Source organism: Bdellovibrio sp. GT3 (assembly GCF_037996765.1).
In the GTDB taxonomy this organism is placed as follows: domain Bacteria; phylum Bdellovibrionota; class Bdellovibrionia; order Bdellovibrionales; family Bdellovibrionaceae; genus Bdellovibrio.
The window spans coordinates 1,101,602-1,126,471 of sequence record NZ_JBBNAD010000004.1; the positions used below are offsets into that span (position 1 = coordinate 1,101,602).

At 46.2% G+C, this 24,870-nt stretch carries 25 protein-coding genes and 1 riboswitch; of the genes, 8 read left to right on the plus strand and 17 right to left on the minus strand.

Features of this window, described 5'->3' with window-relative positions; genetic code table 11:
* Positions 1 to 30: 30 nt before the first annotated feature.
* The 5 genes from AAAA73_RS06945 to miaB form a co-directional block, all read right to left on the minus strand.
* The gene (locus tag AAAA73_RS06945) at positions 31 to 543 is read right to left on the minus strand and encodes a gamma carbonic anhydrase family protein (protein WP_340597469.1); all 513 of its coding nucleotides are present in this window, start codon (positions 541 to 543) and stop codon (positions 31 to 33) included.
* A gap of 21 nt (positions 544 to 564) precedes the next feature.
* On the minus strand, positions 565 to 1,731 hold the full coding sequence (locus tag AAAA73_RS06950; RefSeq protein WP_340597470.1) for a formylglycine-generating enzyme family protein: 1,167 nt from the start codon (positions 1,729 to 1,731) through the stop codon (positions 565 to 567).
* Between the two features lie 72 nt (positions 1,732 to 1,803).
* Positions 1,804 to 4,011, minus strand: a complete 2,208-nt coding sequence (locus AAAA73_RS06955) for a cation:proton antiporter (protein ID WP_340597471.1) — start codon at positions 4,009 to 4,011, stop codon at positions 1,804 to 1,806.
* Between the two features lie 62 nt (positions 4,012 to 4,073).
* The gene (locus AAAA73_RS06960; RefSeq protein WP_340597472.1) at positions 4,074 to 4,628 is read right to left on the minus strand and encodes a bifunctional nuclease family protein; all 555 of its coding nucleotides are present in this window, start codon (positions 4,626 to 4,628) and stop codon (positions 4,074 to 4,076) included.
* Complete coding sequence (gene miaB, locus AAAA73_RS06965) at positions 4,628 to 5,983, minus strand: tRNA (N6-isopentenyl adenosine(37)-C2)-methylthiotransferase MiaB (RefSeq protein ID WP_340597537.1); 1,356 nt, start codon at positions 5,981 to 5,983, stop codon at positions 4,628 to 4,630. The genes AAAA73_RS06960 and miaB overlap by 1 nt, the downstream gene beginning before the upstream one ends.
* Positions 5,984 to 6,055: 72 nt before the next feature.
* Between miaB and AAAA73_RS06970 the strand changes: the two genes are divergently transcribed.
* The gene (locus AAAA73_RS06970; protein WP_340597473.1) at positions 6,056 to 6,706 is read left to right on the plus strand and encodes a hypothetical protein; all 651 of its coding nucleotides are present in this window, start codon (positions 6,056 to 6,058) and stop codon (positions 6,704 to 6,706) included.
* Positions 6,707 to 6,813: 107 nt separating this feature from the next.
* On the opposite strand, the gene AAAA73_RS06975 is transcribed toward AAAA73_RS06970, so the two are convergent.
* The 3 genes from AAAA73_RS06975 to AAAA73_RS06985 all read right to left on the minus strand — a co-directional run bounded on the left by AAAA73_RS06975 (position 6,814) and on the right by AAAA73_RS06985 (position 9,590).
* The gene (locus AAAA73_RS06975; protein WP_340597474.1) at positions 6,814 to 7,293 is read right to left on the minus strand and encodes a hypothetical protein; all 480 of its coding nucleotides are present in this window, start codon (positions 7,291 to 7,293) and stop codon (positions 6,814 to 6,816) included.
* Positions 7,285 to 7,385: riboswitch (purine riboswitch) on the minus strand. It overlaps the preceding gene by 9 nt.
* Positions 7,386 to 7,623: 238 nt before the next feature.
* Positions 7,624 to 8,538, minus strand: coding sequence for a hypothetical protein (locus tag AAAA73_RS06980; RefSeq protein WP_340597475.1), 915 nt, complete (start codon positions 8,536 to 8,538; stop codon positions 7,624 to 7,626).
* A 68-nt stretch (positions 8,539 to 8,606) separates the two neighbouring features.
* Positions 8,607 to 9,590, minus strand: a complete 984-nt coding sequence (locus AAAA73_RS06985; RefSeq protein WP_340597476.1) for a DUF4097 family beta strand repeat-containing protein — start codon at positions 9,588 to 9,590, stop codon at positions 8,607 to 8,609.
* Positions 9,591 to 9,673: 83 nt separating this feature from the next.
* Here AAAA73_RS06985 and AAAA73_RS06990 point away from each other — a divergent pair, with 83 nt between their 5' ends.
* The 4 genes from AAAA73_RS06990 to AAAA73_RS07005 all read left to right on the plus strand — a co-directional run bounded on the left by AAAA73_RS06990 (position 9,674) and on the right by AAAA73_RS07005 (position 13,290).
* Positions 9,674 to 10,849, plus strand: a complete 1,176-nt coding sequence (locus tag AAAA73_RS06990) for a thiolase family protein (RefSeq protein ID WP_340597477.1) — start codon at positions 9,674 to 9,676, stop codon at positions 10,847 to 10,849.
* A 3-nt stretch (positions 10,850 to 10,852) separates the two neighbouring features.
* Positions 10,853 to 11,551, plus strand: coding sequence for a CoA transferase subunit A (locus tag AAAA73_RS06995; protein WP_340597478.1), 699 nt, complete (start codon positions 10,853 to 10,855; stop codon positions 11,549 to 11,551).
* A gap of 2 nt (positions 11,552 to 11,553) precedes the next feature.
* Positions 11,554 to 12,210, plus strand: a complete 657-nt coding sequence (locus AAAA73_RS07000) for a CoA transferase subunit B (protein WP_340597479.1) — start codon at positions 11,554 to 11,556, stop codon at positions 12,208 to 12,210.
* A gap of 99 nt (positions 12,211 to 12,309) precedes the next feature.
* Positions 12,310 to 13,290, plus strand: coding sequence for a Crp/Fnr family transcriptional regulator (locus AAAA73_RS07005; RefSeq protein ID WP_340597480.1), 981 nt, complete (start codon positions 12,310 to 12,312; stop codon positions 13,288 to 13,290).
* A 50-nt stretch (positions 13,291 to 13,340) separates the two neighbouring features.
* Here AAAA73_RS07005 and pyk read toward each other — a convergent pair whose 3' ends face one another.
* The 5 genes from pyk to AAAA73_RS07030 all read right to left on the minus strand — a co-directional run bounded on the left by pyk (position 13,341) and on the right by AAAA73_RS07030 (position 18,789).
* Positions 13,341 to 14,828 (minus strand): pyruvate kinase, encoded by a 1,488-nt coding sequence (pyk, locus tag AAAA73_RS07010; RefSeq protein WP_340597481.1) that lies wholly within the window; start codon positions 14,826 to 14,828, stop codon positions 13,341 to 13,343.
* A 5-nt stretch (positions 14,829 to 14,833) separates the two neighbouring features.
* On the minus strand, positions 14,834 to 16,507 hold the full coding sequence (locus tag AAAA73_RS07015) for a hypothetical protein (protein WP_340597482.1): 1,674 nt from the start codon (positions 16,505 to 16,507) through the stop codon (positions 14,834 to 14,836).
* A 96-nt stretch (positions 16,508 to 16,603) separates the two neighbouring features.
* The gene (locus AAAA73_RS07020) at positions 16,604 to 17,341 is read right to left on the minus strand and encodes a hypothetical protein (RefSeq protein ID WP_340597483.1); all 738 of its coding nucleotides are present in this window, start codon (positions 17,339 to 17,341) and stop codon (positions 16,604 to 16,606) included.
* Entirely contained in the window at positions 17,341 to 18,021 is a 681-nt protein-coding gene (locus tag AAAA73_RS07025; RefSeq protein WP_340597484.1) for a tetratricopeptide repeat protein, read from the minus strand. Before AAAA73_RS07025 ends, AAAA73_RS07020 begins: the two co-directional genes overlap by 1 nt.
* A 42-nt stretch (positions 18,022 to 18,063) precedes the next feature.
* The gene (locus tag AAAA73_RS07030; protein WP_340597485.1) at positions 18,064 to 18,789 is read right to left on the minus strand and encodes a hypothetical protein; all 726 of its coding nucleotides are present in this window, start codon (positions 18,787 to 18,789) and stop codon (positions 18,064 to 18,066) included.
* Positions 18,790 to 18,878: 89 nt separating this feature from the next.
* Here AAAA73_RS07030 and AAAA73_RS07035 point away from each other — a divergent pair, with 89 nt between their 5' ends.
* Positions 18,879 to 19,151, plus strand: a complete 273-nt coding sequence (locus AAAA73_RS07035; protein ID WP_340597486.1) for an HU family DNA-binding protein — start codon at positions 18,879 to 18,881, stop codon at positions 19,149 to 19,151.
* Here AAAA73_RS07035 and AAAA73_RS07040 read toward each other — a convergent pair.
* Both AAAA73_RS07040 and AAAA73_RS07045 read right to left on the minus strand, forming a co-directional pair.
* A complete protein-coding gene (locus AAAA73_RS07040) occupies positions 19,132 to 19,575 on the minus strand; it encodes a GYF domain-containing protein (RefSeq protein ID WP_340597487.1) in 444 nt (147 codons plus the stop codon). The two genes, AAAA73_RS07035 and AAAA73_RS07040, sit on opposite strands and share 20 nt — an antisense overlap.
* On the minus strand, positions 19,572 to 21,236 hold the full coding sequence (locus AAAA73_RS07045) for a ChaN family lipoprotein (protein ID WP_340597488.1): 1,665 nt from the start codon (positions 21,234 to 21,236) through the stop codon (positions 19,572 to 19,574). Before AAAA73_RS07045 ends, AAAA73_RS07040 begins: the two co-directional genes overlap by 4 nt.
* Positions 21,237 to 21,315: 79 nt before the next feature.
* On the opposite strand from AAAA73_RS07045, the gene AAAA73_RS07050 reads away from it, so the two are divergent.
* Entirely contained in the window at positions 21,316 to 22,521 is a 1,206-nt protein-coding gene (locus AAAA73_RS07050) for a vitamin K epoxide reductase/DsbA family protein (RefSeq protein ID WP_340597489.1), read from the plus strand.
* A gap of 34 nt (positions 22,522 to 22,555) precedes the next feature.
* On the opposite strand, the gene AAAA73_RS07055 is transcribed toward AAAA73_RS07050, so the two are convergent.
* Positions 22,556 to 23,200: a hypothetical protein gene (locus AAAA73_RS07055; RefSeq protein ID WP_340597490.1), complete on the minus strand. Its 645-nt coding sequence runs from the start codon at positions 23,198 to 23,200 to the stop codon at positions 22,556 to 22,558.
* Positions 23,201 to 23,287: 87 nt separating this feature from the next.
* Here AAAA73_RS07055 and AAAA73_RS07060 point away from each other — a divergent pair, with 87 nt between their 5' ends.
* Entirely contained in the window at positions 23,288 to 24,400 is a 1,113-nt protein-coding gene (locus AAAA73_RS07060; RefSeq protein WP_340597491.1) for a hypothetical protein, read from the plus strand.
* Positions 24,401 to 24,434: 34 nt separating this feature from the next.
* Here AAAA73_RS07060 and AAAA73_RS07065 read toward each other — a convergent pair whose 3' ends face one another.
* Positions 24,435 to 24,761, minus strand: a complete 327-nt coding sequence (locus AAAA73_RS07065; RefSeq protein WP_340597492.1) for an STAS domain-containing protein — start codon at positions 24,759 to 24,761, stop codon at positions 24,435 to 24,437.
* Positions 24,762 to 24,870: the final 109 nt, after the last annotated feature.

The following is a 24,870-nucleotide window of genomic DNA, read 5'->3' on the forward strand; positions in this document are numbered from 1 at the left end:
ATCTGTCAGGAAGTTGACCAAAGTCGTGGCTTATTCGTACCAGGTTTTATATAGCAAATAGTTGTCCGCTGACTTCTCCAACAATGCGACCTCTTCATCGGATAATGCGCGTTTTACCTTGGCCGGACGTCCCACGACAAGACTGCGGGGAGGAATCTCGGTCCCTTCGGTCACGAGGGAGCCAGCACCGATCAGGCAATGATCGCCAACTTTAACTCCATCCATAACAATAGAACCCATACCCACAAGTGTTGCCCGGCCAATCTCACAGCCATGCAACATCACCAAGTGACCAATGGTCACACGATCGTGCAAAGTGGTTCCATACTTTCCGTATGTGCCATGAATGACACTGCCATCCTGAACATTCACTTCTTTGCCAATTTTTATCGGCATGACATCACCGCGAACGGTGACATTGTACCAGATCGAGGAACCTTCCCCGATTTCCACATCACTGATGATGCGTGCGTTGTCTGCAATAAAAACTTTTTCAGCCACAACCGGTTGCTTACCGCGTGCCTTAACAAATGGACTGCTCATATAAACCTCAGGACAATGCTATCACAGCTCTGTATTGATTTGCGAAAATTTTCGCTTCTCGGCTTGCGATGCATTTTTTGGGTCCGAGGTCACCAGACGAAACCCCACCTGTGGCGAGCCACTCCAGATATCCCCATGACGTCGAGCCGCAGGATCCAGGTTGGAACAATAGGCGTCAGTGCACAAATAAGATCCCCCTTTTTGCACACGCTTTTTCAAAGAAGGATCCAGCTCATTCTCGGCTTTATCAGGTCCACGGGGATTCCGTGCCACCGCCAGTTTTGCAAACTCTCTGAAGTAATCATCCCGATACCAGTCCGAGACCCACTGCCAGACGTTTCCAGTCATATCAAAAAGTTCATACCCGTTCGGTGGAAAGCTCCCCACTGGAGACAATCCTTTAAAACCATCCTCTGCAGAGTCAAAATATGGGAAATTCCCCTGCCAAGTGTTCGCCATGAATTTGCCGGCGGGGCGAAATTCAGTTCCCCAACTAAATGGCTTACGATCCAGACCTCCGCGTGCCGCAAATTCCCACTCGGCTTCAGTGGGCAGGCGTTTTCCACGGAACTTCGCATAGGCTTCAGCATCCGTATAAGAAACATGAATGACAGGCATCAACTCACGACCCCGCAAATCACTTTGCGGCCCTTCAGGATGTCTCCAGTTTGCACCCGCTTGCCAGCGCCAATAAGCAGAACCACTGATGCCCAAGTCAGGGCGCTCAATCCGTGGACTGAAAATAATCGAACCGGGTTCCAGCAACTCCGGCGGAAGATCCGGATGATCTTTTGGATCCAGTCTTCTTTCGGCAATTGTGATGTAACCGGTTTCATCAACGAATTCTGCAAAATCCTGATTCGTCACCAGATATTGATCCATCCAAAATCCATCCACATGAACACGATGAACCGGCTGTGCATCCAGTACTGTTTTATTGGAACTGCCCATCCAAAATTCACCACCCGGAATCCAAACCATGCTCTGGCGGAAATTGGGATTCAACGGACTCATCACAGACTCTTCAGAAATCTCACTTTCTTCCAAAGTCGATATATCCCCACGAACATCAGCTTCCTGATGCTTAAAATTTCGCTTTTCAAAAAAAGCCGAGCCTCCAGTAAAGAGCACGACAAATATAACCAGCATGGGAAATAAAATTAGACGGCGGGACATCAATGGTTTCATGATCGAAGCCTTTCCAGTCAGAACTTTGAAAGATCTTCTTATTTTCCCGCCCGGGAATTTTTAGGTAAATATTTATTCCGACACAAACCAGACTAGATCACCGGCCTGCATTGACGTTCCTGCCGACGGCCCCAGGATTCTGGTCGGGCCTCTTTCAATACAAACCACCAAAATCTTCTGTGATTCACGAATCCCGCTTTCGCGGATCGTTTTTCCGACATAAATATCATCAGCCTGAACAACAAACGAACCCATGCGATACTTGGGTGTTTCAGCTTCGGAGATTAAGCTTGCGCGTTCCTGCTCGACTTTATGATTCAAATCCTGCAGTTCTGAATCACTGCCGAAGCAAACGATCTTGTCATAGGGCCATAGCAAAAAATTACCCGACGGCGCAAAAAATCTGCGCGAACCGCGTATGATAGAAGCGATCGTCACGCTGTAATTTTCCTTGAATTTCAAATCACGCAGGGTTTTCCCCGCCCAGTTTGAATCAATAGCCACTTCAATCACACTGATTGAGGCATCCCAAGGCAACGCCAACTGAGTGATTTCATCGCGCTTGGATATTTCCTCACGCTCACGTTCCGTCAGATTGGACAAAAACTCACCCTCAAAGAACTTGTAAAATACTTCCCCGTAGCGATAGGCAAGAACACCCATAACCAGGATTGCACCGAACAGAGCTCCCGACGCAACTTTCAAAGACACAAACTGCGCCACCATCACCGACAGTAAAATAATGGCAAACAGAACCCGAACAACTGTCACCACCGGAATCAGACGACGCAAGCGCGCCATGACATCCAGATCCTGAGTCAGCTTTTTCGCCGGACGTCCCTTTACCAATCCCCAGAAAAACGGAACCGACACAACCATACACAGACCCAAAGTAAAGCCTTGAATATGTCTGAAGTCCGGAAGAATCATACGCAGAAATTCAGTTGCGTAAAGTTTAAAACCAAACGCCAAGGCCACAATCACCACCGAATTCAGAATGACTTTCATTCCGTAGGCTTCAACCAGCAAAGAGGCCACTGTGCGACTGCCCTGCCTTTCAAATGTCGATTTATAATTATCCAGAACTTTTTTAAATCTGTCCGGCAGAAGCCGATCCACGCGCTCAGAACACCAGGAGGAAGATTTGATCAAATAAGGTGTCGTGAAAGTCGTGACCGCGGAAACCGCCACCGCCAGTGGATAAATAAAATCACTGGTTACCTTTAAGGTCATCCCCAGAGAGGCGATGATAAACGAGAACTCCCCGATTTGCGCCAAACTCATCCCTGACTGCATGGAGATCTTGCGACTTTGTCCGGAAAGCAACGCCCCCAAGTAAGTGCTGATAAATTTACCGAATATAGTCACGGCCGTCAGAAGAAAAATCAGACCCGGCTTTTCAACGATGATTTTAGGATCAATCATCGTTCCGACCGAAACAAAGAAGACTGCGGCGAAAAGATTTTTCACCGGATTGATCAGCTTTTCAACACGATGACCTTCTGGTGTTTCAGCCAGCAAGGACCCCATTACAAAGGCCCCCAGTGCCGGAGAAAACCCCGCCAGTGAAGAAATCGCCACCATCATAAAGCACAGAGCGATGGAAACGATCAAAGTGATCTCTTCCTCCATGAGGTTGCGAATTTTTCTTAGGAATGCCGGCAACAGGAAAATCCCCACCACAAACCACAAAAGAATAAAGAAAACCATCCTGAAGGTGACGGACGCCAACGTCCCCATATTCAAACCTTCACTTAACGCCAGCGAAGGTAACAAGACCAGCAGAAGGACCGCCACAATATCTTCAACAATCAATATTCCAAACACCAGCTCCACAAATCGCTGGCCCTTCATATTTAGTTCCTGAAAAGCGCGAACGATGATCGTGGTGGAGGAAATTGAAAGCACCCCACCCATGAACAGACTGTCGATCGAATTCCAACCAATCAGACGGCCCACCATATAACCAAGACCGACCATGAAGATGACTTCAAAGACTGCCGTGAAACCAGCGGATCCCCCGACTTTAACAAGCTTCTTGAAGCTGAACTCCAAGCCCAGACCGAACAACAGGAATATAACACCGATTTCAGCCCATGTATGAACACTCGCTTTATCCTGAATTGTCGGTAAATACGGAAAATGCTGACTGACCAGGAAACCAGCAACGAGGTAACCCAACACCACTGGTTGGCGAAGTTTTTTGAAAAGCAGTGTAACCAAGGCTCCAACTACCAGGATGATGCCGAGATCGTATATCAATGGTGGCAAATGAATCATGCCCTATTGTTTCAACAACAGGGCCATTACACAATTTGCAGTACAGCAATTTGATGATTTTTTTAGTTTAGATATCTGGGCTTTTCGCCAGACATGTTTTGGAGTACGTGGGAATTGCTTTCCACCGTCGCATTCATAATTTTTGAACGACCAATGTAGTTTCTAGTGGCAAAAATAGGCGTGCCCAAATGCAAGCAAAGAGACATCGCTTCATCAGCACGCACCTTAATTGAATTTGTTTTTGGATGACCGGTCAAATAAAGACGAACGTACTGGCTCGCCCCCTTGATTTCCACAAACACAGCCTGACGGACTTCTATCCCCAATGATTGCATCAAAAGTTCCGTGAACTTGTGCGGAGTCGACTCGGCAATACTTTTATTCGATTGTGACAAAGCCACACCCGCCTCAATCGGAGAAACTGCCACCGGCAGAGTATGGGAATGCGATTCGTCTTTTAACAAAAGAAAAGGACGGGAAATATCACCCGTCACAGAAAGACCATACGGAAACAAGCGCACCAAGTCGTCCTGATGGAATGTTTCCTCGTCGCCGGATTCCTCCGCGAAAATGATTTGTGCTTTCAGATTTTGAAAATCTAAAACATCTTCTTTCATTACTGAACCAACTCTCCATGAAAGGTAGCCGGGAAGGCACGCGTGATACGCACATCGACCGTTTTACCGATCAAATCCGGTGAACCTTTCAAGTGCACCAGTTTATTCCCTGTGGAACGACCGTGAACTTTGCCTTCTTCACGATCTGTGTTTTCAACCAGAACTTTCATAATCTGACCTTCGTAACGTTTTACCAATTCGAAGGACATTTTATCATGCATATCAAACAAACGGTTCAAACGCTCCGTCTTAACCTCTTCCGCAATTTGATCTTCAAACTTTGCAGCTTTGGTGAACGGACGTGGCGAGTATTTGAATGCAAAAATAGTTTCAAAACCACCCTCTTGAACCATCTTCATTGTATCCTGGAAATCCTCTTCGGTCTCACCCGGGAAACCCACGATGATATCTGTAGAGAACACCACATTGGGAATCGACTTGCGCAGCATTGCGATCTTTTCCAGATACTCTTCACGAGTGTAAATACGATTCATACGCTCCAGGACACGCGTGCTGCCGCTTTGGAATGGCAGATGGATGTACTCCATGATTTTGTCCTGATGTTTTGCCATAGTGTCCGCCAGCTTCTGATTGAAGTCTTTTGGATGAGATGTGGTGAAACGAATTCTTTCAACATCCGTCTCAGTGGCAACCTTCGCCATCAAATCAGCAAAATCCACATCGCTGTCAGAATATGAATTTACGTTTTGCCCCAGCAAAGTAACTTCTTTCATTCCGCGCTTCACCAGGTGACGGATGTCCGTCAGAATGTGTTGCAACGGACGGGATTTTTCGCGACCGCGAGTGTACGGAACCACGCAGAAGGTACAAAAATTATCGCAACCCTTGGTGATGTTAACAAACGTCGCCACACCCGGATTACGAACCATGGTTTCAATGTGATAAGGGGCGCGGTGCTGGAACTTCGCACTGATGCGTTTTTCGCGATCCATGAAGCTGTCAGCAACCAAGTACGGAAGACTGTCGATTTGATCAGTACCAAATACGAAGTCGATCATCGGTTGGTTCTTGATCAGGTTTTCTTTTTCCTGCTGACCCACGCAGCCGCCAACTCCGATACGCAAGTCAGGATTTTTCTCTTTCATTTTTCTGAAAGTTCCGACTTCGGAATAAACTTTATGAACCGGTTTTTCCCGCACACTGCAGGAGTTGATGATGATCAAAGACGCGTCTTCAGGCTTATCCACGGGCGCAAAGTTCTGCATCTCCAGAAGAGAGTACATGCGTTCCGTGTCGTTCACGTTCATCTGACATCCGTAAGTGGAAATATAAACACCACGGCCCTGACCAACATCTTGATTAATGCCTTCAATTTGCTTGGTGATTTCAGGAATTTGGCTCACTTCATCCACTGTCTTACCTCTTGTGTCATCAAAGAAAGTGAGTTATAGAGGAGCACTTTAGAAATGTCAAAGTTCGAGGAGACTCTCGCTATGAATCCAAGACTGAAAAGTTCCAAAAAGTGGACAAATTTTCCCAAAGAGTACTCAAATCAAATTCAGACGGTGTTCAACGAAAATTTCGCTCAATACCTAGAGAATGCAGAGCTGATTATCGAAGGTCGTATCTACACCGAAGAGATAGTGCTGCGCGTCGGATATCACGAGGACGGCCGCCTGGCTCAAGCAAACTTTGAAGTTTCCATGAATTACTCTCAGGAACAACAAGATGCCATCACTCGCATTCACAACTGCGTGGACGCTGCTGCCTCCATGATGGTGGAATACTTTGAAAACGATGGCGAAGTGGACTTCCCGTACGTTTGGAAGGAAATCCCGTTCCAGGGCAAAAAGCTTTACGTGCAATTCACGACTGAAAACTCCAGCCTTGAAGCGGAAGCCAATAAACTATTGGGCGTGGAAGACGACAGCATCGTTTATGAAGAATCGGAATCCGAAGACGCCTTGGCTCGCGCAGAACAAAGCGAGGAGCTAAGCCCTCCGCGTGATGACGAAGACTACGAAGATCACGGTGAAGAATCAGAGCCGGACGATGAAGACGGCGATGATGAAAAGGGTCCGAAGATGTTCAAAGGAAACAAAAAAAAGCTCCACTAGGAGCTTTTTTTTTGCCCTGATGAAAAATCAAACCCCTAAAATGAAAAAGGCTCACCCCACATGGTGGAAGCGAGCCTAACCCCTCGATGAGAGATATTTAATTCAGACTAAAGATCTTGAACGCGAGCCAAGATTGCTGGAACTTCGCTAAGGTTGTTCTTAGCGCGCATGATGATTTGGACAGCGTCTTTTTGAAGAAGCTTGCCTTGAGCCATTTTCTCACAAAGAAGACCTTCCAAAGGATCTGTGATCTCGTAAACTTCTTTGTATTGTGGCCATAGGTTTTTGATATCGTTAGAACCACCCATGCAAAGTGGGATGTAATGGTCAATTTTGAAATCCTGACGATTCATGGAACGAGTGTGGAAACCCAACTGTTGATCGTATGCTGCGAAACGACCTTTTTTAGTTTGAGTATCAACATCGCGCTCGCAATAGTTGATTTGCTCAGGGTAACGGTGCTCCGTCGGACGATTGCACAACGCACCAGGAGTCAGATTTGAATCTGGCCCTGTTGGATAAGCATCTTGTGCGAAGGATGAAAGGGAAACGACTAGTACTGCGCAAAGAACAAATAGGTTCTTCATATATCTCCAAATAGTCTGCCATTAATACTGGTGGCAGGTAGAAACGACGGACCATATTTCCGTCATATATTCAGGGTTCAACTTGCGGCTACTGCTACCAATCCCATTTCCAGATTGCAATTCAAATTTGTACCACAAAATTTCGTGACGCGCCCCTGAATACTCCAAGCCCACCAATTAACAATTGTAAACTATCAATTCCCTTAACATTTCCCCAAAAACCGCCCGGTTTTCATATATTTACGCAACGTGTAATTTGGCCAAAAAAAAGCCCCACCATCAAGGTGAGGCTAATTTAGCGTGCCGGAAAATTCGATTTACCGGTGCGTTCTAGTACTCATCGTCATCAGAGACGCTGCCACCAGAATCACCCATGCCGCGCACTTCTTCGATAAACGCGTTCGTATCCTCTTCAAATTCCCCTTCACCAGCTGATTCATCGATCTCCAGCTCTTGGATCGCAGCCAGGAAGTCCTTCTCAGTTCGAAGGTCACGGCGGATCATCTCAAGGAATTTATCCGGATAACGAGACGTCAATTCCTCAACGTAACGCTCCAGTTTTCCATCAGTAAGGATTTTCTTACGAACTTGGATTTTCTTCCAGAACAACAGGTAGTGATAACGGCAGTACACATCAACCACAGCCACTTGATCGCAATCGCGAGCACGGCAGTAGCGGCGACCTTCAGCATCCGTCAAAACAATCTCTTCGTCAGATTTGTCTTTCTCTTCCGCTGTCCAGTCCTCGATGACTTCGATTTCCTCTTCGGATTCCTCGACAGCCTTCAATTCCTCTTCGTACTCACCAATTTCGTCACCCATCATGGCGTCGTCATCAGCGATAAAGTCGTCATCCATATCGGATTCTTCTTTTTCCTTTTTGCCTTTGCCTTTTTTCGGTGCTTTCGCATCCTTCTTAGGTGCAACGGCTTTTTCAGGAGCAGGGACTGGTGCCGCCTTTTTCTCGACTTTTTCCTTTTTGGAAACTTCAGCTTTAGTTTCTTTAACTTCCTTTACGGATTTCGCGGAAACTTTCGCCTTCGGTTCAACTTTGGCTTCGACTTTTTTCTTAACTTCCGGCTTTTTAGGAGCTGCCTTTGCAGGAGCTTTCTCGGCCTTCTTTTTAACAACAGTCTTAGGCGCTGCCTTTTTAGGGGCTGGTTTAGACGCAGCTTTTACCGGCGCTTTTTTAGCGGGTTTAGCTGGAGTCTTTGCTGCGGGCTTCTTTTTTACGATTTTTGCCATTGTTTTACCTAGTTGACGGTGATGAATGTACCTTCAAATACCTGAATCATAGAGCTTGGGCTGTCAACTCATTTTACTTGAATTGTTGTCTCTTGGCCGCGTACCGAAATACTGCCTCTTTGTGCTGTGCCACGCAGACGCCCCCGCACACTTTTCTCAGAACTTAACTTGCTGACTCTGAGTTCGTTGGGAACAAAAATTTCCCCATCGACTGTGTACAGATTGACGCTGGCCCCCGAAGCCGCTGGAGAGATGATATTAACACGACCCGCTTTGGATTTTACATCGACCTCTGAATCCAAAGTCATGTTGATAGTGACATTGCCATCTTGATTCTGCCCCTCAAGACGACCTTGAAACGCCTGAAGACTCAAACTCCCCTTGCCATTTTCAAATTGAATTGTTCCGGACCCTTGGTTCACTTTTCCTGTCGCCTGCTGCGTCGTAAGCGAGACAAAGCCGCGAACTTTTTCCAGATTCAATTGACCCGAAAACATCGAGGCATCCACGTCCCCTTGGATATTTTTTAAGTTCATGGCACCAGAATATCCATCAGCGTTAACGCGCCCCACATGGTCAGCAACGCTGATCTCGCCCTTTTGTACATAGAGCTGCAAAGTACCTGTCCCATTGGCTGTGGCAACGCGTCCTGAAGTCATGCTCACTTTCAGATCTTTGCTCCATCTTTGAGCAACAACGCTGCCACTCTTAAGCTGAACTTCCACTGGCACAGCAGCACCGGAAATTTCGATCTTTTTCGCTTGGGAGCTCGCTTTCGGCAAGATATTCATCCAGGTTTTCTTGCTCCCGAATTCATTCATGGAGACTTCAATGATATTCTCTTTTTTGGTAACCACATAGGCACCTTCAAAACCCGACTCTTCAACACCTGAGATTTTTACAGAATTTGCGCCGGGAGCTGCGACCAGTTGAACCTGGGCGTCGAGGCCCTTAATAACCAAACGAGTTCCTTCCTGCACAGGAGCCTCAAATGTGGCTGCCCAAAGAGGCTGAACGAAAAGACTTATCAAGATGACGGTGATCGCTGACATGCGTTGTCTCCAAATTCTGAAATATTGACTCAGACTCTATTTAAGATAATTTTTTTACGATTTTCAACATGAAGAGGTGAATTATGGAAAATGTAGTGATTGTCAGCAGCGTCAGAACTCCTGTCGCATCCTTTCAAGGTGGTTTCGGTGCAGTACCTGCTCCCAAACTAGGCGCCGCTGCGATTAAAGAAGCTTTGAATCGCGCTGGTGTTTCCCCAAATGAGATCGACGAAGTGATTATGGGTGAGGTATTGACTGCAGGTGTGGGACAAGCTCCAGCTCGTCAAGCTGCTCTTTATGCTGGACTTGGCAACAACACTCCGTGCATGACGATCAATAAAGTTTGCGGTTCTGGCTTGAAGGCCGTGATGCTTGCCGCTGATAATATCAAATTGGGCAACACCAAAATTGCAATCGCTGGTGGTCAGGAAAACATGACTTTGGCTCCGCACTTGTTGGAAAACTCCCGTTCTGGTTACCGCATGGGACCAACGCAAATGACTGACTCCATGATCAAAGATGGTCTTTGGGATCCGTACAATAATTTCCATATGGGAAATGCCGCAGAGATTTGCGTAAAAGAACATAACTTCACTCGCGAGCAACAAGATGCTTTCGCAGTCGATTCTTACAAAAAAGCACAAAAAGCCTGGGCTGATGGCGTATTCAAAAACGAAATCGTTCCGGTGACTGTTGCGGGCCGCAAAGGTGACGTGGTTATCGATAAAGACGAAGAGCCATTCAACACCAACTTCGATAAAATTCCAGGATTGAAACCGGCTTTCGATAAAGCGGGCACAATCACGGCGGCAAATGCTTCCAAAATCAACGACGGGGGCGCAGCTCACGTTTTGATGTCTGAGTCTGAAGCTAAAAAACGTGGCGCAAAACCTTTGGCTAAAATTGTAGCGCACGGAACTTTCGCGCACGAGCCTAAATACTTCACAACAGCACCTGTTGGCGCGATCAAGAAAGCTTTGGATAAAGCGGGCTTGAAAGTGGGCGACATCGATCTTTGGGAAATCAACGAGGCTTTCGCAGTTGTCACTCAAGTGGCAATGAAGGAATTGGAAATCCCTGCTGAAAAAGTAAATGTGCACGGTGGTGCCGTTGCTATCGGTCACCCGATCGGTGCTTCTGGGGCTCGTATCCTGACGACATTGGTCCATGCTCTTCACACTCATAACAAACGCTATGGTTTGGCGACTTTGTGTATTGGTGGCGGCGAAGCGGTGGCTTTGATCATCGAAAAGGCGTAAGCCATGAGCAAAAAAGTTTATAAAGACGCCATGTCTGCCCTTGACGGGGTCAAAGACGGAATGACTTTGGTCGTTGGCGGCTTTGGTCTTTGTGGAATTCCTGAAAACTCCATCGCGGCCCTTGTTGAACGCGGGGTTAAAAACCTGACGTGCGTTTCCAACAATGCCGGGGTGGATGATTTTGGATTGGGTTTGCTTTTACAAAAACGTCAGATCAAAAAAATGATCTCTTCCTACGTTGGTGAAAACGCCCTCTTTGAAAAACAATACATGAGCGGCGAACTTGACCTTGAGTTCTGCCCTCAAGGCACTTTGGCAGAACGCATTCGTGCCGGCGGCGCAGGTATCGCCGGATTCTATACTCCTACAGGAGTTGGAACTCTGGTTGCGGAAGGCAAAGAAATTAAAAACTTTGATGGCCGCGACTATGTTCTTGAGCGCGGCATCGTTGGTGACTTTGCCTTGGTCAAAGCCTGGAAGGGCGACAAGTTCGGCAATCTGATCTTCAGAAAAACCGCGCGCAATTTCAATCCCATGGCTGCAACTGCGGGTAAAATCACAGTGGCCGAAGTTGAGGAATTGGTTGAAGTGGGAGAATTGGATCCGGATCAGGTTCACACTCCAGGTGTGTTCGTTCAAAGAATCTTTCAAGGAACGAACTATCAAAAACGCATCGAACAGCGCACAGTGAGCAAGGGATAGTTATGCCTTTAACAAGAGAACAAATTGCACAACGAATCTCCAAAGAAGTTCAGGATGGTTACTGCGTAAATCTTGGAATTGGCATTCCAACTTTGGTTGCCAACTACATTCCGAAAGGAATGTCCGTTATGTTACAGAGCGAAAACGGTCTTTTGGGAATGGGCGCTTACCCAACTGAAGACAAAGTCGACGCGGATCTGGTGAATGCCGGCAAACAAACTGTGACAGCAGTTCCAGGAGCGAGTTTCTTTTCCAGCGCAGACAGCTTTGCGATGATTCGTGGTGGCCACGTGGACCTTACAGTTTTGGGCGCCATGGAAGTCGATGAGCAAGGCTCCATCGCCAACTGGATGGTTCCTGGAAAAATGGTTAAGGGAATGGGCGGCGCCATGGATCTTGTAGCCGGCGCCCGCAACGTGATCGTAGCCATGCAACACACTGACAAAGAAGGAAACTCCAAACTTCGCACCAAGTGCACTCTGCCTTTGACTGGCATCAAGTGTATCAAGAAAATCGTCAGCGATTTCGGTGTGATCGAAGTGACAGATCAAGGATTCGTTTTAAAAGAATATGCTCCTGATTTATCACCAGAAAAAGTTCTTGCTGCGACAGAGGGCAAAATGACAATTGCGCCTGACTGCAAAGCGATGACTTTCTAAGGTAAGTCCATACCAACGTCCAGCCTCCTTCCTACAAATTGCCCTGAACTTTTGTTTCAGGGATACTAAATACAACAATTTCTCGGGAAGGATCTGGGCGTGGCTGAGGCTAAGAAGCTTGCAAAAGACAATTACTTGTTTCGTGAAGGTGATGCAGCGGATGCGATGTACATCATTAAATCCGGTCTGCTGGCTGTAACGAAAACCAAAGGCCAATCTGAAGTCATGCTTGCCGAAATCAATCCTGGCGCCATGGTTGGCGAGATGGGTTTGTTCGACAACAAACCTCGCAGCGCAAACGTCAAAGCCATCAAGGAAACTGAAGTCATTGCCCTGCCCTATGACTCTCTGAACAAACAACTTGATCAGTTGCCAGTATGGGTTCGCGCGATTTTAAAAAATCTGAATGAAACTATTCGTGAATCCAACAAAAAGATCAAACAACTTGAAACTGCAAATGCAGATGAAGAGCGTTTCCCACCTCATGTGATCAATAAATTCATGTCGATCCTGAATTTCGTGTTTAACAAATACGGAAAACCTGAAGCCACAGGCGTCAGTATTTCCTCCGTACTGCTTCGCAATTACACGATTCAGATTTTTCAGGAAGCCACAAATAAAATGACCGCGATGGTGAATGCCCTGACTGAACTGGGTTATCTGACACAGGAAGATCGTGGCGACGGCACACAGAAAATTACCAACCTCAAAGCGGCCGAGTTATTTGCATTTGTTGATTGGTACAACGACTGGTTGTTTAAACAGGAAAAAGACCGCAAAGAACCACTGACAGAACAAGAATGCAAAGTTCTGAATGCACTGATTCTATTTGCTAAAAAAGTTCCGACCGACAACAAAGGTCTGAATAAAGTTGATTTAAGCGTTGTGCAAAATGAATCCATGAAGGAAGTCGGCGCACTGATTAAACCCGACGACGCCAACAGCCTGGTTGAGAAAAAATACCTGGGCGACAAGATCATGGACGGCACATCCGTCTTCGCTCCAGTGGAGCTTCCCTTCGTGGAGCCACAAGCCCAAAACTGGTCACTGGTAAACAATCTGAAAAAGAAACTGCGCTAGAAAAACAAAAAGGCTTTAGTGATGAACTAAAGCCTTTTTTTTATTTTGAATTAATCAATGCTTGGATCTGTTTGACAGCGCATTGGCAATTGCTCATCCGGCAAACGTACCAGACTCTCTGCACCCACAGTGTGAACATAGAGTGAGTTTGTTTTGATACCACTCGCGATAGGCTGCCCCAAAGTTAGGATCACCTTATCACCGGTTTTTGACAAACCATGAGTCACCAACAACTTATCAACTTCAGACAGAATGTCTTCCATGTTTTTATAAGGTTTGATCGCGTGAGTTTGAATACCCCAGTTCAATTCCATCGAGTTCAACACTTCATGATGTTGAGTCACGGAAATGATGCGGGCCTTGGGACGGAAGCTGGAAATGATGCTTGCTGTTTTACCTGTGCTGGTTAAACAGATGATTGCTGTGGCATTCAACTTCAACGCACTCAAAGACGCACTGGCAGCAATAGCCGCAGGTGTGCTCAAGAACTCACTTTCAAGAGAGATCTTATAGTATTTCTCCTCGTTGCGCTCAACCTCCAGAATGATCTCATGCATGGTGCGAATAGCTTTAAATGGATGTTTACCACTTGCCGATTCAGCCGACAGCATCAAGGCATCAGAACCATCCAAAACCGCATTGGCCACGTCTGTGATTTCAGCACGTGTTGGACGAGGATTTTCAATCATACTCTCAAGCATCTGAGTCGCCGTGATTACCGGACGCCCCAACTGATTGCAGACATTGATGATACGCTTTTGGAAACCAGGAAGACGACTCTGACCCACTTCAACAGCAAGGTCACCACGAGCCACCATGACAGCGTCTGAAAGACGGCAGATCTCTTCAAGATTCTCCAACGCCTCGATCATTTCAATTTTAGCAATGATCTTAGCCTGTGAACCACGGGATTCGATAATCTCACGCAGTTTGCGAATATCACGGGCATGGCGAACAAAACTCAAAGCAATGTAGTCGACCTTGTTGGCAATACCAAATTCAAGATCCTCAAGATCCTTCGGAGTCATTGGATCCACCGGTAAATTCACACCCGGAAGATTCATACCTTTACGGTCCTTCAGGATGCCGCCGTCAATAACAACAACATCAACCTCTTCACCGCGAACCTGCAATACTTCGACTTGCATAAGGCCGTCATCCAAAAGAATGCGTGTGCCCGGAGCGCAAGCCAGCGGAAGCTCTTTAAAGTCTGAAGGAATCAAACCTTGGCGTCCTAATACCGGAGCCGTGGTGAAGGTGAACTTCTCACCAGGTTTAATTTCAAGCTTTCCATTTTCAATTTTTCCGACGCGGATTTTAGGCCCCTGCAAATCCTGGAGGATCGTCACTGGAGCACTCAAGTCTTTGGAAAGTTTACGGAGTGAGTGAATCACTTTTAAATGATCTTCATGGGTCCCGTGAGAAAAGTTAAGGCGAGCCACATTCATGCCCGCCTTAATTGCTTTTTCTAGGTTTTTCTCATCACGAGTAGACGGCCCGATGGTCGCCACAATCTTTGCTCGTCGGTCTGCTAACATTGAAACTACGCCTTCCTAGAGTATGCACTCATCTTTGTAGACAAGTTTTGCATATCCTCCTGGTGGCGTCTATTCATTCTATCAAGTTGATCTTGGTGCGACTCACTGAGTTGCGCAAGCTTTGCTTCATACTGCATAGTTACAGATTCTTTTTCATTCTTCGAAGCCTTGCCTTGATTGTCGATACGCTGACCGTACATGCGCTCAAGACGCTTTACTTCTTTGTCCTGATTGTCTTTAAGTTTTGTGATTTTGTCCTCGTAAGTCTTCACGGTTTGCTCAAGACGCGAATTGAAGCTCTGCTCCATGCCACGGAATCGCTCTGTCATGGCCTTGTTTGTAGCGATCTGATCCTCTGCAAAACGCTGACGTTGACCATCCATGCGTTGCGAATAGTTGTCTTCCATTTGCTCCAGGGAACTACCGTAATACTCTCCCAATCTTTTCGCATTATTTGACGACAAATCCGTAATTTTCTTAACGCGGGACTCAGCCGTGGAGTTCACTTGGATCATTTGATCCTCGTGTTGCTGTTTCATAGTTTCACGATCCAGAGAGCTGCGTGCATTTGCAACATTGGCCTGTGATTGATATTCACGGTCCACATTGCGCAACAACTGTGCGTTCTTGTGATTCATTTTATCAACGCGCTCGTCCGAAAGCTCACGCATACGATGAACGGCATCTTCACGGCGCTGATCCACCAAATCCAACTGCTTTTCATAAGCTTGTGTCAGATTCTTTCTTTCGATACCGCGCAGTTTTTCATTCTTGGCCATCTCGTTATTCAACTTGCTGTTCAAACGTTGAATTTGCGAATCTTTGGAACGCACCTGAGTGTTAATTCTTTCACTTACGGTATCGCGGAAATCTGCATTTTGATCATCCAAGGTTTCCATTTTGCGCTCCAAAGTATTATGATACTTGTCGCGCACACGGTTCAACTCGGAGTCCATCACCGCCTGCTTCATTTGCAAATTGTCAGAGTATGTCTCTTTGCCATTGGTGACAATGTCAGCTATTTTCTGCTGATAAGATTCTTTATCGTTCTCACGCATGTTCTCGCTTTGCTTGATACGAGCCTCGTAAGACTTTCTCATCTCATTCGTTGCACGATTTTTCGTGGCCACTTCCTGCTGATGGGAAGACGCCATCGCGTTTCTTTCTTTCTCATGCGCATCATTTAGTCGGCGTGCATTGTTTGCCACATTCTGACGTGCTTTTTCACGATTTTCATCAGTCGATCGCTGCAGCTGCTCATCACGGCTTTTGATTTCCGTGCTCAGCTGCCCCACCAAATTGTTCTTTTGGGATTCATTCACTTCTTTTTGCTTACTCAGCTGAGCTTCATAGGAATTGCGCATCAAAGCGCGATCGTTGTAGGATTCTTCAGTCTTATTGCGCAAAGATTCGCGATAAGTATTACGAACTTCATCAATCTTACGGTTGTTATCCAAATCCTTGTCCGTTAACAATTCACGATTGCGCTCTTTCAGGGAGTCGATTTTATTTTCATAATTATCAGTGATGGATTTCACTTCGTCGTGATAACGTTGCTCAAGGCGTTTGATTTCCGAATTACGGCGCTTGGCATTCTCGGTTTCCCGATTTTCATACTCTTCACGAGTTTGTCTGATTTTTTCGTCCTGGCGCGAGCGGTCTGATGAAATAGAAGACATCCTATCCTCCCCAGCCTGCAGAATAGCATGCGGAAGACAAAGAAACTTCAGGACTCTGAGCTGGTTAAATAAAAACAGGACCTAGGTTTGAGGGAACTATCGGTCAAAAGCCCGCTGGAACATGAGCTCCCGGGTTTTTTGGCGCTCAGCCTGGGCTTCACGCTTTTTTTCTTCCTCATTGCGGCGAGCCTCTTCCACGGAAGCCAGCTGTCGACGCGCGATCTTTTCATACAGACTCGCGCCACGCTCACTAAGATCCGCCCAATTGCCCCGCAAATGCGAAACTTCAGATTTAAACTGCTCTTTGGTACCCACAAACAATTGATTCCACTGAAGCAGATGATCTTTCAAATCCACAGTCTGGATCATGCCAAACTCATTCTTACCCTTGGAGTTGATCCCAGAAACCCAAAACTCGAAACCCGCCGGGACTTCCAGTTTTTTACCATCACGAAGCACAACATGGAGTTCCGCATCGATATTGCGCACAATCTGCTTTTCACCGCGCTCAATGATCCAGTACTGACCATGGGAGGATTTTGCTGTCATGAAGGGTGTTTCCACCTGAACACCAGGTGCGGACTCAACCCATAAAACGCCTTTTACCAGACGCCACTTTTCCTGCGAAAGACGCACCAAAGTGGATTTTTCTCCTGCATGAATTTTCAAATCACCTTGTTTCAGATGAAATGCGGGTCCCACCACATGCAATGCACAGCTTTCAGAGGACTTCAGGCAGGCTGCCGGTTCCTGCAACGTATCCGCGGAAGCCCGAACCCGAACCTCCACCTGAAACGCCAGCAAAAACATGAAAATCTGAAAGAACTTTTTCATTATTTGAATTCCACGCTGTTCGCCAGCTTGCGGGCCTGTTTGCGCAGATCCTCATTTTTGAAATTCTTCAGAACTGTATTGTAAACTTCAGCGGCTTCATCGACTTGATTGTTGTATTCGCTGATTTGCCCCATACGCAGCAAAATGAACCCGGTAAGGTCATTTTCAGGATACTGAGTCACCATGTCGTCAATCTGCGCCAGAGAGTTACGGAAGTCCTTTTTAAGAAAGTAACTTTCAGCGATGAAGAAGTGCGCCTCAACCCCGTGCGAACTTAAAGGAAACTTCTCAAGCAAGCCATTAAACTCACTGATAGCCTTGTCATAATTCTTTTGATTGAAGTATTTTTTCGCACGCTCATAAACAACAGGCGACAAATCAACCTTGGACTCACTGGCCGGCGTACGCACCGCCGCAGCAAGATTGTTCAATTCATACTTTGCCTGAAGGGTTTTATCACCCGGAAGCGCCTGGGCCACAGCCTGTTGAAAGTCTTTAAGCTGATAAGTTAAAAGGGAATTATCAAACTGCTCTTGTTCGATTTTTTTATTAAGAGCAGAGATCTGGATTTCGTATTTCTGATGGCCGTTAAAATGCCCCACCAATACGCCATAGACGGCCACGATACCAATAGTGAGGCACAAACAGAAAACTACAAAGATTGAGTTCTGATTCTTCATGCCCCACTTATCGGCGGGAAACAGCTAAAAATTGAGACTGTATTATTTTGAGACTGACGTCTGGACCTTGGTATAAACCACTTCTGCATCCAGGTCAGACCACTTGCCGTTCTTCATCTGCTTCACCGGCACACGGCCCTTCAAAACGCGCAAAGTCTTGTCTTTATCGGAGTACCAAAAATGCACCGGATCCACCAGGGCAGCGATAACGAAACTGGTTGGCTTCATCTGCAACTCAATCAGCTTTTCACCTGCCACTTCAGTTTCACCGACTTTTTTCAGGGTGAAACCCACAGTCTCCAGTCGATCCCAAACCGCATAGCGGACACTGATGGAACTTCCCTTTTGAAATTCCTCCCAGTGAGACAAAACGAAGGGCGCAAAATTAGCCGTGCTCAGCAGAATCCCTTTGGACTTCTCTTCACTTGTTTTCGTTTTGCCATCAGCCCCTTCATATTCAAATTTGATTTTGTCACCCTCCAAAGTGATGCGTCCTTTTTCACCCGTCTGAGATCTTACAATTTCATAACTGACAAATTTGTCACCTGCTGCAGCGCCTTTTTCGACCACCACAACTTTTCCTTGTGTGTCACGAAACTCGCCGTGCATGCGTGTTTCGGCCCCCTGCGGAGTAATCTCCAGATTCAGATCGTAGAGCTTTTGCTTTCGATCTGACTTCAAACCAAACAATTCCGCGACCACTTTTTGCTGCGCAGATAAAGTCAATGGAAACAATATAACGATAAAAACCTTAAGCAAATTTACCATTTTTAAATCTCCTTATTTCCGTAAAATATCTTGACCAAATTCATTCTCAAACTTAGTGTCTGTCCCCTGCGCTGAAAGGGAAGATGGCAATGAATAAAGCTCAACTCATCGACATCGTGGCTGAACGTACAAAATCCACGAAAGCTCAATCTGAAAATATTCTTGACGCCACTCTTCGTGTTATTCAGGAGGCCTTAAAAAAAGGTGACGAGGTCAAACTTGTTGGCTTTGGAACATTCTCCAAAGCCACTCGCAAGCCCCGTCAGGGCCGCAATCCAAAAACCGGCCAGGCAGTCAAAATTCCCAGCGCCCACGTACCAAGATTCAAACCAGGCAAGGATCTTAAAGACTCTCTGAACTAAGCTGATCTGAACTGATGGAGCTGTAGTACTCAGGACGGTCTTTAACCTGACACCAGCCGCTTAAACCGCTCTTCCAGATAAGTTGGTACGGCGAAATTCGCCCAGCCTTCAAACCCGCTTTAATATCTGCCACGGAGTAAGGTCCTTCCTGCAATGGCACACCGCCATTTTGCCCGACAAGCACCACCCACTCCGGCACTTCTTCATTGATGGGCATCCCTGGTATAAAAGATTGACCCGCCGGAAACAGCGTCAACTCAAAGACACCCCAATCGGCCGCTGCTTTCCAGACATCCCCTTTGCTTTCATCCAAAATCAAATCCTGAAAACCGACTTCGCCACGATGAATGAATGCACGCATTTCTTCCAGACTGTAAGGCCCTTGGGGTCTTAAATTCACACTTCTAAACCAGGTTTTCTTCATAGCTTTTCCTTTTTGCTTTGAAAGGGGGCTGGCAGTGATTCCACCACCTCTAAGATGCCATAATAAGCTGCTTCAAAATTCTTATTATCCATGGGTTTTTGCAGAAACGAAGCCAAAGCGGATACTTTTAAAAGCTTCTTTTGGTATCCGTTAAACAAACGCTCCCCCATCATGCCACCCAACAAAGTTGCCGCCACCATATAGCTTAATTTTCGCCGAGGCCGGGCTTGCAGGCGATGACCGGGAACCCCCGTGATGACCATGAGTTCATGCATTTTTTGCGCAAGAGCCAGCTGCAGAGCCTCTTTACCGATCTCCGAAGACTCCTTGTGCACAAGACTTGCCTTGATGTCGGCGATCGTGTCTGTTTTTCTTTTTGGATTGATCATCTTTGAGCCGAAATACGCAACGGCTTCCATCCAAATCAAGCGCAGGAAATCCTGAGGAACCTCGCTGAACAGTGTTTTTGCTTCGCTCACTTGCGCATGCACGTAGTGCATCGCCAAAGTTGCCGCATGATTCACTGTTCCCCGTGCCAGGTAGGCCGCACTGATCTCAGGAAGGTAAAAAGAATTTTCATCCTCAATCAGGCGCTGAATCCACAGCTGTTTTTTTGCGTCATAGTGCTCGCGCACTTGAGACCAGAAAGAATCATCATGAGCGGTGTAAACCGAAAGCCCTGACAAAGACACCTTCAAACCCAGCTCGTCTGCCATGATTTTCACATAACGACCCACATGGTCCGTAAAATCCACAGGCGCAAAGTCAGAATCCTCGTCCTCATCCCAATCATCATCGTCTTCTTCATCACTGGTAAAGTGCAAACCTTCATCGTAAGCCTGCTCCAGATACATCAGATAGTTCTGCCACTTCACCCACGGCGGAACGCTCATCAAACAAAAAGTGTTTCGATTGATACGAATCAGATCCGTACTGCCCTCTTCACCCTTTTTAAGCAGCTGAAAATAAAGTTTGTCGGAATTTTGAAACAGACTCAGTACTTTTTTAGCAAACGGTTTTCCCAGATTTTTTTGAATTTCGGTGGGAATGTGCGCGCTGGCTAAATGCAAATCCCCGTACACCACAAAAATCAGGCTTTCGGGATGACTTTTCGTCAGTTCAGAGATTTTTTTACCCGCAAAAACATCCCGGGACTTCAGGGTCGTGGCATTTCGTTTGGCGAACGCTTTATTCAACCCAAACACTGGAATCTTATTCTTTTGTGCATAACGCAGAATCGGACGATAGTGCTCCCAGGGAAAGCCCCATTTGGCTTCCCACTGAATGGACTTCAGAAAATCCTTTTCGGACATTTTCCCCGACATAAACTTATCAATTTTTAATTGATCGGCAGCATCAAAAAACTCAACCGCCAAAACAAGGGGTCGATTTTTGGGAATATTACGCAGCACCCGCAACTGCGCCTTCTGAGACTGATGAAGTGCGTGAAAATCCCCCATGAGAACCACTTGAGAATCAGCAATCTGATCCCAAAGTTCGGCATGCTCAGCAGCTTGCCACTTTCGCGAGAACTCATTTTGATACGTTTTATGATAGCGCATCAGCTCGGGGGTGTCCTCCCCCAGACGATGACGAACCTGTTTCTCCATCTGCAGATAGAGGTCTTTGCGAATGCGAATCCACTTTTGTATGTCGTTCAAAGCTGTCTTCCTTGATAGCGGCTTTAATTTTTGCATAAAATTCGTTGATTTCAAACATGATTCTAAGATTCAATAAGGCATGAAAAACTCATCAAGCAAAAACATGTTCCTTCTTGTGGCCGTGATCGCAACCCTGATTGCCATCGGCTTTCACACCTACCTGACTCAACACTTTTACGCTGTGAAGTTTGGAACCCTGGAGGGCGCATCCGTTTGTAACGTGAGCAGCACCTTTAATTGCGACACTGTGACAGCCAGTAAGTTTGCCTCTTTTCTTGGCATCCCTATGGCTATGTGGGGCGTTGCCGCCAATTTGATTTTACTTTTCCTTTTGTGCATAACTCGTTGGAATCTCACACTAGATCGCGATATGACTTCGCGCTACGCCTTCCTTATGTCCATCCTGGTACTTTTGGGTTCCGTGGTTATGGGAGCAATCTCCATTACATCAATGACGGCATACTGCCTATTCTGTATTGGAACATACATCCTATCTTTGATTTCATTCGTTGGAGCATGGAAAGGGGCAACAAACCCAACCATCAGCAACCTGACTGAAGATATTAAGGACGCGTTTGTCACTGACAAATGGTTCCTGGGCAGCTTGGTCGCAATCCCGGTCATCGCTTTCATCGCAAATCTAATGTACACAGAAACCAAAGGTTTCGGCGATATGGAGAAAATCTCCAAAGAGCGCGTAGGCTATTGGACAATGGCTCCGGAGCAACAGTTCGACAACTCCAAAGGCCTGACTTTACAAATGGGCACTGAACCAGCGGTTATGACCATTGTTGAATTTGCCGATTTCTTCTGCCCGCATTGCAAACATGCAGCTCCACCAATTCACTCTTTTGTTAAGGGTCACACAGATGTGAAGTTGGTTTTCAAACCATTCCCTATCGATGGCACCTGCAACAAAGCCGTTCAAGGTGGCGGTGACGGAGTCCGCTGCGGACTTGCAGCCTCTGTATTCTGCGCAGAAAAAATCGCCCAAAAAGGCTGGACTGCTCACGATTTCATCTTCGAAAAACAAGCTGAATTCATGGGTGCTCCGATTTTAGATAAACTATTGGATCAAGTTGCAACGGCAACTGGCATTTCTGCTGATGAGCTTAAAAAGTGCTCTAGCGATACTGCAACACTGGAGCTGATCAGTGGAATGGCAAAAGAGGGCGAGACCGCTCAGATCCAAGGAACTCCCACTGTTTTTGTAAATGGAAAACTACTAACCGGCGGACAATCTAAACCGGTACTTGAAGAAGTTTACAGAGCCATTAAGAAATAGAATAAAAAAAGCCACCCTTGAGGTGGCTTTTTTTTTACAACCCGACCAGTCCAACCAGCCAGTTCGCAAGTCTGCCAAAGGCATCATCAAAGACAATGATACTTGTCGACGCCAAACCGTTTACAATATCCAACCAAAAAGCCAGAATAACAATCCCTAACGAAGCCGCACACAAGGCGCGAACCACATAAATCGTGGATCGGGCATCAGCGATACGCAAATCAGTCTGAATTTTTTCAATAGTTTTAAGAATATACTGCAGCTCTTTAAAGTGCTCTTTAAATTTCTCACGCAACTCTTGTTGCTTGGCGCGAGTTAATGAATTAATCCCAGGGAAACCCCGCTTGGCCTTAATTGCATATATAAGGTCAATGCCGTGATGGATATAGCGAGTTACTTTGCCTTTGAAATCAGGATAATCAGATGGCGCTTCCAAGAAGTCTTTCAACTCCTCAATCGCCCGATCATAGCGCTCGGACAAAACCCATGTCAGAATTTTAAAACGAAAAGACTCGGGATTACCCAAATCCGTACGATCCACCGTACCCATATCAAATAGACCGGCGTCGTTGTTTTTATTTTCATTTGCCACAGCGGCATTATCTTTAATTGCAGGAACTGCCATATCTTTCTTTTCGGACTTTCCCAGCAAAGATTGAAGCTCATTTGCTACTACCAAAGTCCAGTCTTAAGCCTTTGGTTTGACGGACTCGCCTCATACTGAGAAACTAGATTAAGGGCGACCTAGACTTCATGGAGGAGGGCTATGGACACCGAACAATTCCAAAGCGCTAAATTAGGACATCTGGACTTCGAATTCGAGCAACAGCCCGTGGCTGCCTCAATTCCACTCCCTGACGAGCTCCCAAAACGAGCCGACGTCAGTCATTTACCCAAAGAAATCCTGAAATCTTCGACGGTGGAAAATCTAATTTCCCAAAACGAAGATTTGATGGCGAGACTCAAGGTCGCCATTCGCCGGCTTTCTTTGTTGGAAAATGAAAATCAAAAACTCAGCGAAGAAACCAACAAGGCTCGCCTGTCACAGTCCTCTGTAACAGATCAGATTCTTGTATGGCGCGAAAAAGACAACATGTGGAAACACAAGGTTGATCAAATCGAACGTGAAAGAGAAATTCAGGCCGAGAAACTTCGCGCCCTTCAGGAAAAAGTGAGAGGTATGGCCTCTGATTTGGTCCGACATGAAAAATATCATGATCGCATCAAAAATCAGGTCAAACCCTACATCTCTCAACTGAAAGAATACTCTGCAGCTCAGGATGTACGTGTTTCTGAACTTGAAGTGGATCTTAATCACAAAGAAGCTTTGCTTCGTGATCTAAGACACCAGGTCATTGAAGTGACTAAAAATGCCCGCTACCAAGTGGAAACTTCCGACAAAAAAGCTCAAGAAATGGTTCAACACTACGAAGACCAGATCGCAAGCATGTCGAAAGAACTTAAAGTATTACATCAAGCTCAAGAAGATCTTGAAGCTAAGACTGCAAAATTGCATTCAGCTCTAGAGCGTCAGGATACCTTGGAAAACGAGCTGGTCGTCGTTCGTCGCAGTAAAGAAGACGTTCGCCACCGCTTGGAACAAGAACTGAATCGCCAGCAAGAACGCATGACCGAGCTTACGCGTCAGAATCAAAAACTGGGTGTTGAACATGCTGATTTGCAAATCCGCGTAGTACAAGATCAAGAAGTGATTCAAAAGCTGGAGCGAGAGAATCGCCAGTATTTTGAGCAGTTGGAAAGCCTTCGTTATATGTGGAATGCCAAGAACGAAGAAAATGAAAAACTCAAGGTTGCAGCGGCCGCATTGGAGCGCCTAAACCTTGAGCTCAGTCAGAAATTAAACGAAATCAGAAAGTAACGACCTTGACCCGCCGAAGCTTCAGCGAAGGCGGTTAGAAGGACTGCAAAGCGCCTTCAATACTTTCATGAACTTCCAGCGCCGGGCATTGAGAAAATGCGAAAAGGCGCTGGAAATCTGGAGTCAGTCCAGCAATTTTCACATTCAGCTGTTTCTCAGCATTCATCTCATTCAACAAACCAAAGAATGATTGAATACCCGATGAACCCACAAAATTCAGGTTCTTCATGCAGAAAACGACCTTCTTATCCGCCAAAGTCGTCAGACAAGCCTTTTTAAAGGACTGAGCTTTTTCAATCTCAATACGTCCACTTAAAGAAATGATAGTAATATCCCCGTCCAACACGAGCTTCAAATCCATGAAAATCCCTTTCGCACTTCATTATCCCCAGATAATTACCAGCTACTTAACGGTTCATTTTCATGCCGTTTTGAGTCCAAATTTCAGGCTCGACAAAGGGCCAAAGACT

Bases quoted from the DNA above. Each gene is read 5' to 3' on its own strand.
- AAAA73_RS06945 (WP_340597469.1), bottom strand. From the start codon at position 543: ATGAGCAGTCCATTTGTTAAGGCACGCGGTAAGCAACCGGTTGTGGCT.
- AAAA73_RS06950 (WP_340597470.1), bottom strand. From the start codon at position 1,731: ATGAAACCATTGATGTCCCGCCGTCTAATTTTATTTCCCATGCTGGTT.
- AAAA73_RS06955 (WP_340597471.1), bottom strand. From the start codon at position 4,011: ATGATTCATTTGCCACCATTGATATACGATCTCGGCATCATCCTGGTA.
- AAAA73_RS06960 (WP_340597472.1), bottom strand. From the start codon at position 4,628: ATGAAAGAAGATGTTTTAGATTTTCAAAATCTGAAAGCACAAATCATT.
- AAAA73_RS06970 (WP_340597473.1), top strand. From the start codon at position 6,056: ATGTCAAAGTTCGAGGAGACTCTCGCTATGAATCCAAGACTGAAAAGT.
- AAAA73_RS06975 (WP_340597474.1), bottom strand. From the start codon at position 7,293: ATGAAGAACCTATTTGTTCTTTGCGCAGTACTAGTCGTTTCCCTTTCA.
- AAAA73_RS06980 (WP_340597475.1), bottom strand. From the start codon at position 8,538: ATGGCAAAAATCGTAAAAAAGAAGCCCGCAGCAAAGACTCCAGCTAAA.
- AAAA73_RS06985 (WP_340597476.1), bottom strand. From the start codon at position 9,590: ATGTCAGCGATCACCGTCATCTTGATAAGTCTTTTCGTTCAGCCTCTT.
- AAAA73_RS06990 (WP_340597477.1), top strand. From the start codon at position 9,674: ATGGAAAATGTAGTGATTGTCAGCAGCGTCAGAACTCCTGTCGCATCC.
- AAAA73_RS06995 (WP_340597478.1), top strand. From the start codon at position 10,853: ATGAGCAAAAAAGTTTATAAAGACGCCATGTCTGCCCTTGACGGGGTC.
- AAAA73_RS07000 (WP_340597479.1), top strand. From the start codon at position 11,554: ATGCCTTTAACAAGAGAACAAATTGCACAACGAATCTCCAAAGAAGTT.
- pyk (WP_340597481.1), bottom strand. From the start codon at position 14,828: ATGTTAGCAGACCGACGAGCAAAGATTGTGGCGACCATCGGGCCGTCT.
- AAAA73_RS07015 (WP_340597482.1), bottom strand. From the start codon at position 16,507: ATGTCTTCTATTTCATCAGACCGCTCGCGCCAGGACGAAAAAATCAGA.
- AAAA73_RS07020 (WP_340597483.1), bottom strand. From the start codon at position 17,341: ATGAAAAAGTTCTTTCAGATTTTCATGTTTTTGCTGGCGTTTCAGGTG.
- AAAA73_RS07025 (WP_340597484.1), bottom strand. From the start codon at position 18,021: ATGAAGAATCAGAACTCAATCTTTGTAGTTTTCTGTTTGTGCCTCACT.
- AAAA73_RS07030 (WP_340597485.1), bottom strand. From the start codon at position 18,789: ATGGTAAATTTGCTTAAGGTTTTTATCGTTATATTGTTTCCATTGACT.
- AAAA73_RS07035 (WP_340597486.1), top strand. From the start codon at position 18,879: ATGAATAAAGCTCAACTCATCGACATCGTGGCTGAACGTACAAAATCC.
- AAAA73_RS07040 (WP_340597487.1), bottom strand. From the start codon at position 19,575: ATGAAGAAAACCTGGTTTAGAAGTGTGAATTTAAGACCCCAAGGGCCT.
- AAAA73_RS07050 (WP_340597489.1), top strand. From the start codon at position 21,316: ATGAAAAACTCATCAAGCAAAAACATGTTCCTTCTTGTGGCCGTGATC.
- AAAA73_RS07060 (WP_340597491.1), top strand. From the start codon at position 23,288: ATGGACACCGAACAATTCCAAAGCGCTAAATTAGGACATCTGGACTTC.
- AAAA73_RS07065 (WP_340597492.1), bottom strand. From the start codon at position 24,761: ATGGATTTGAAGCTCGTGTTGGACGGGGATATTACTATCATTTCTTTA.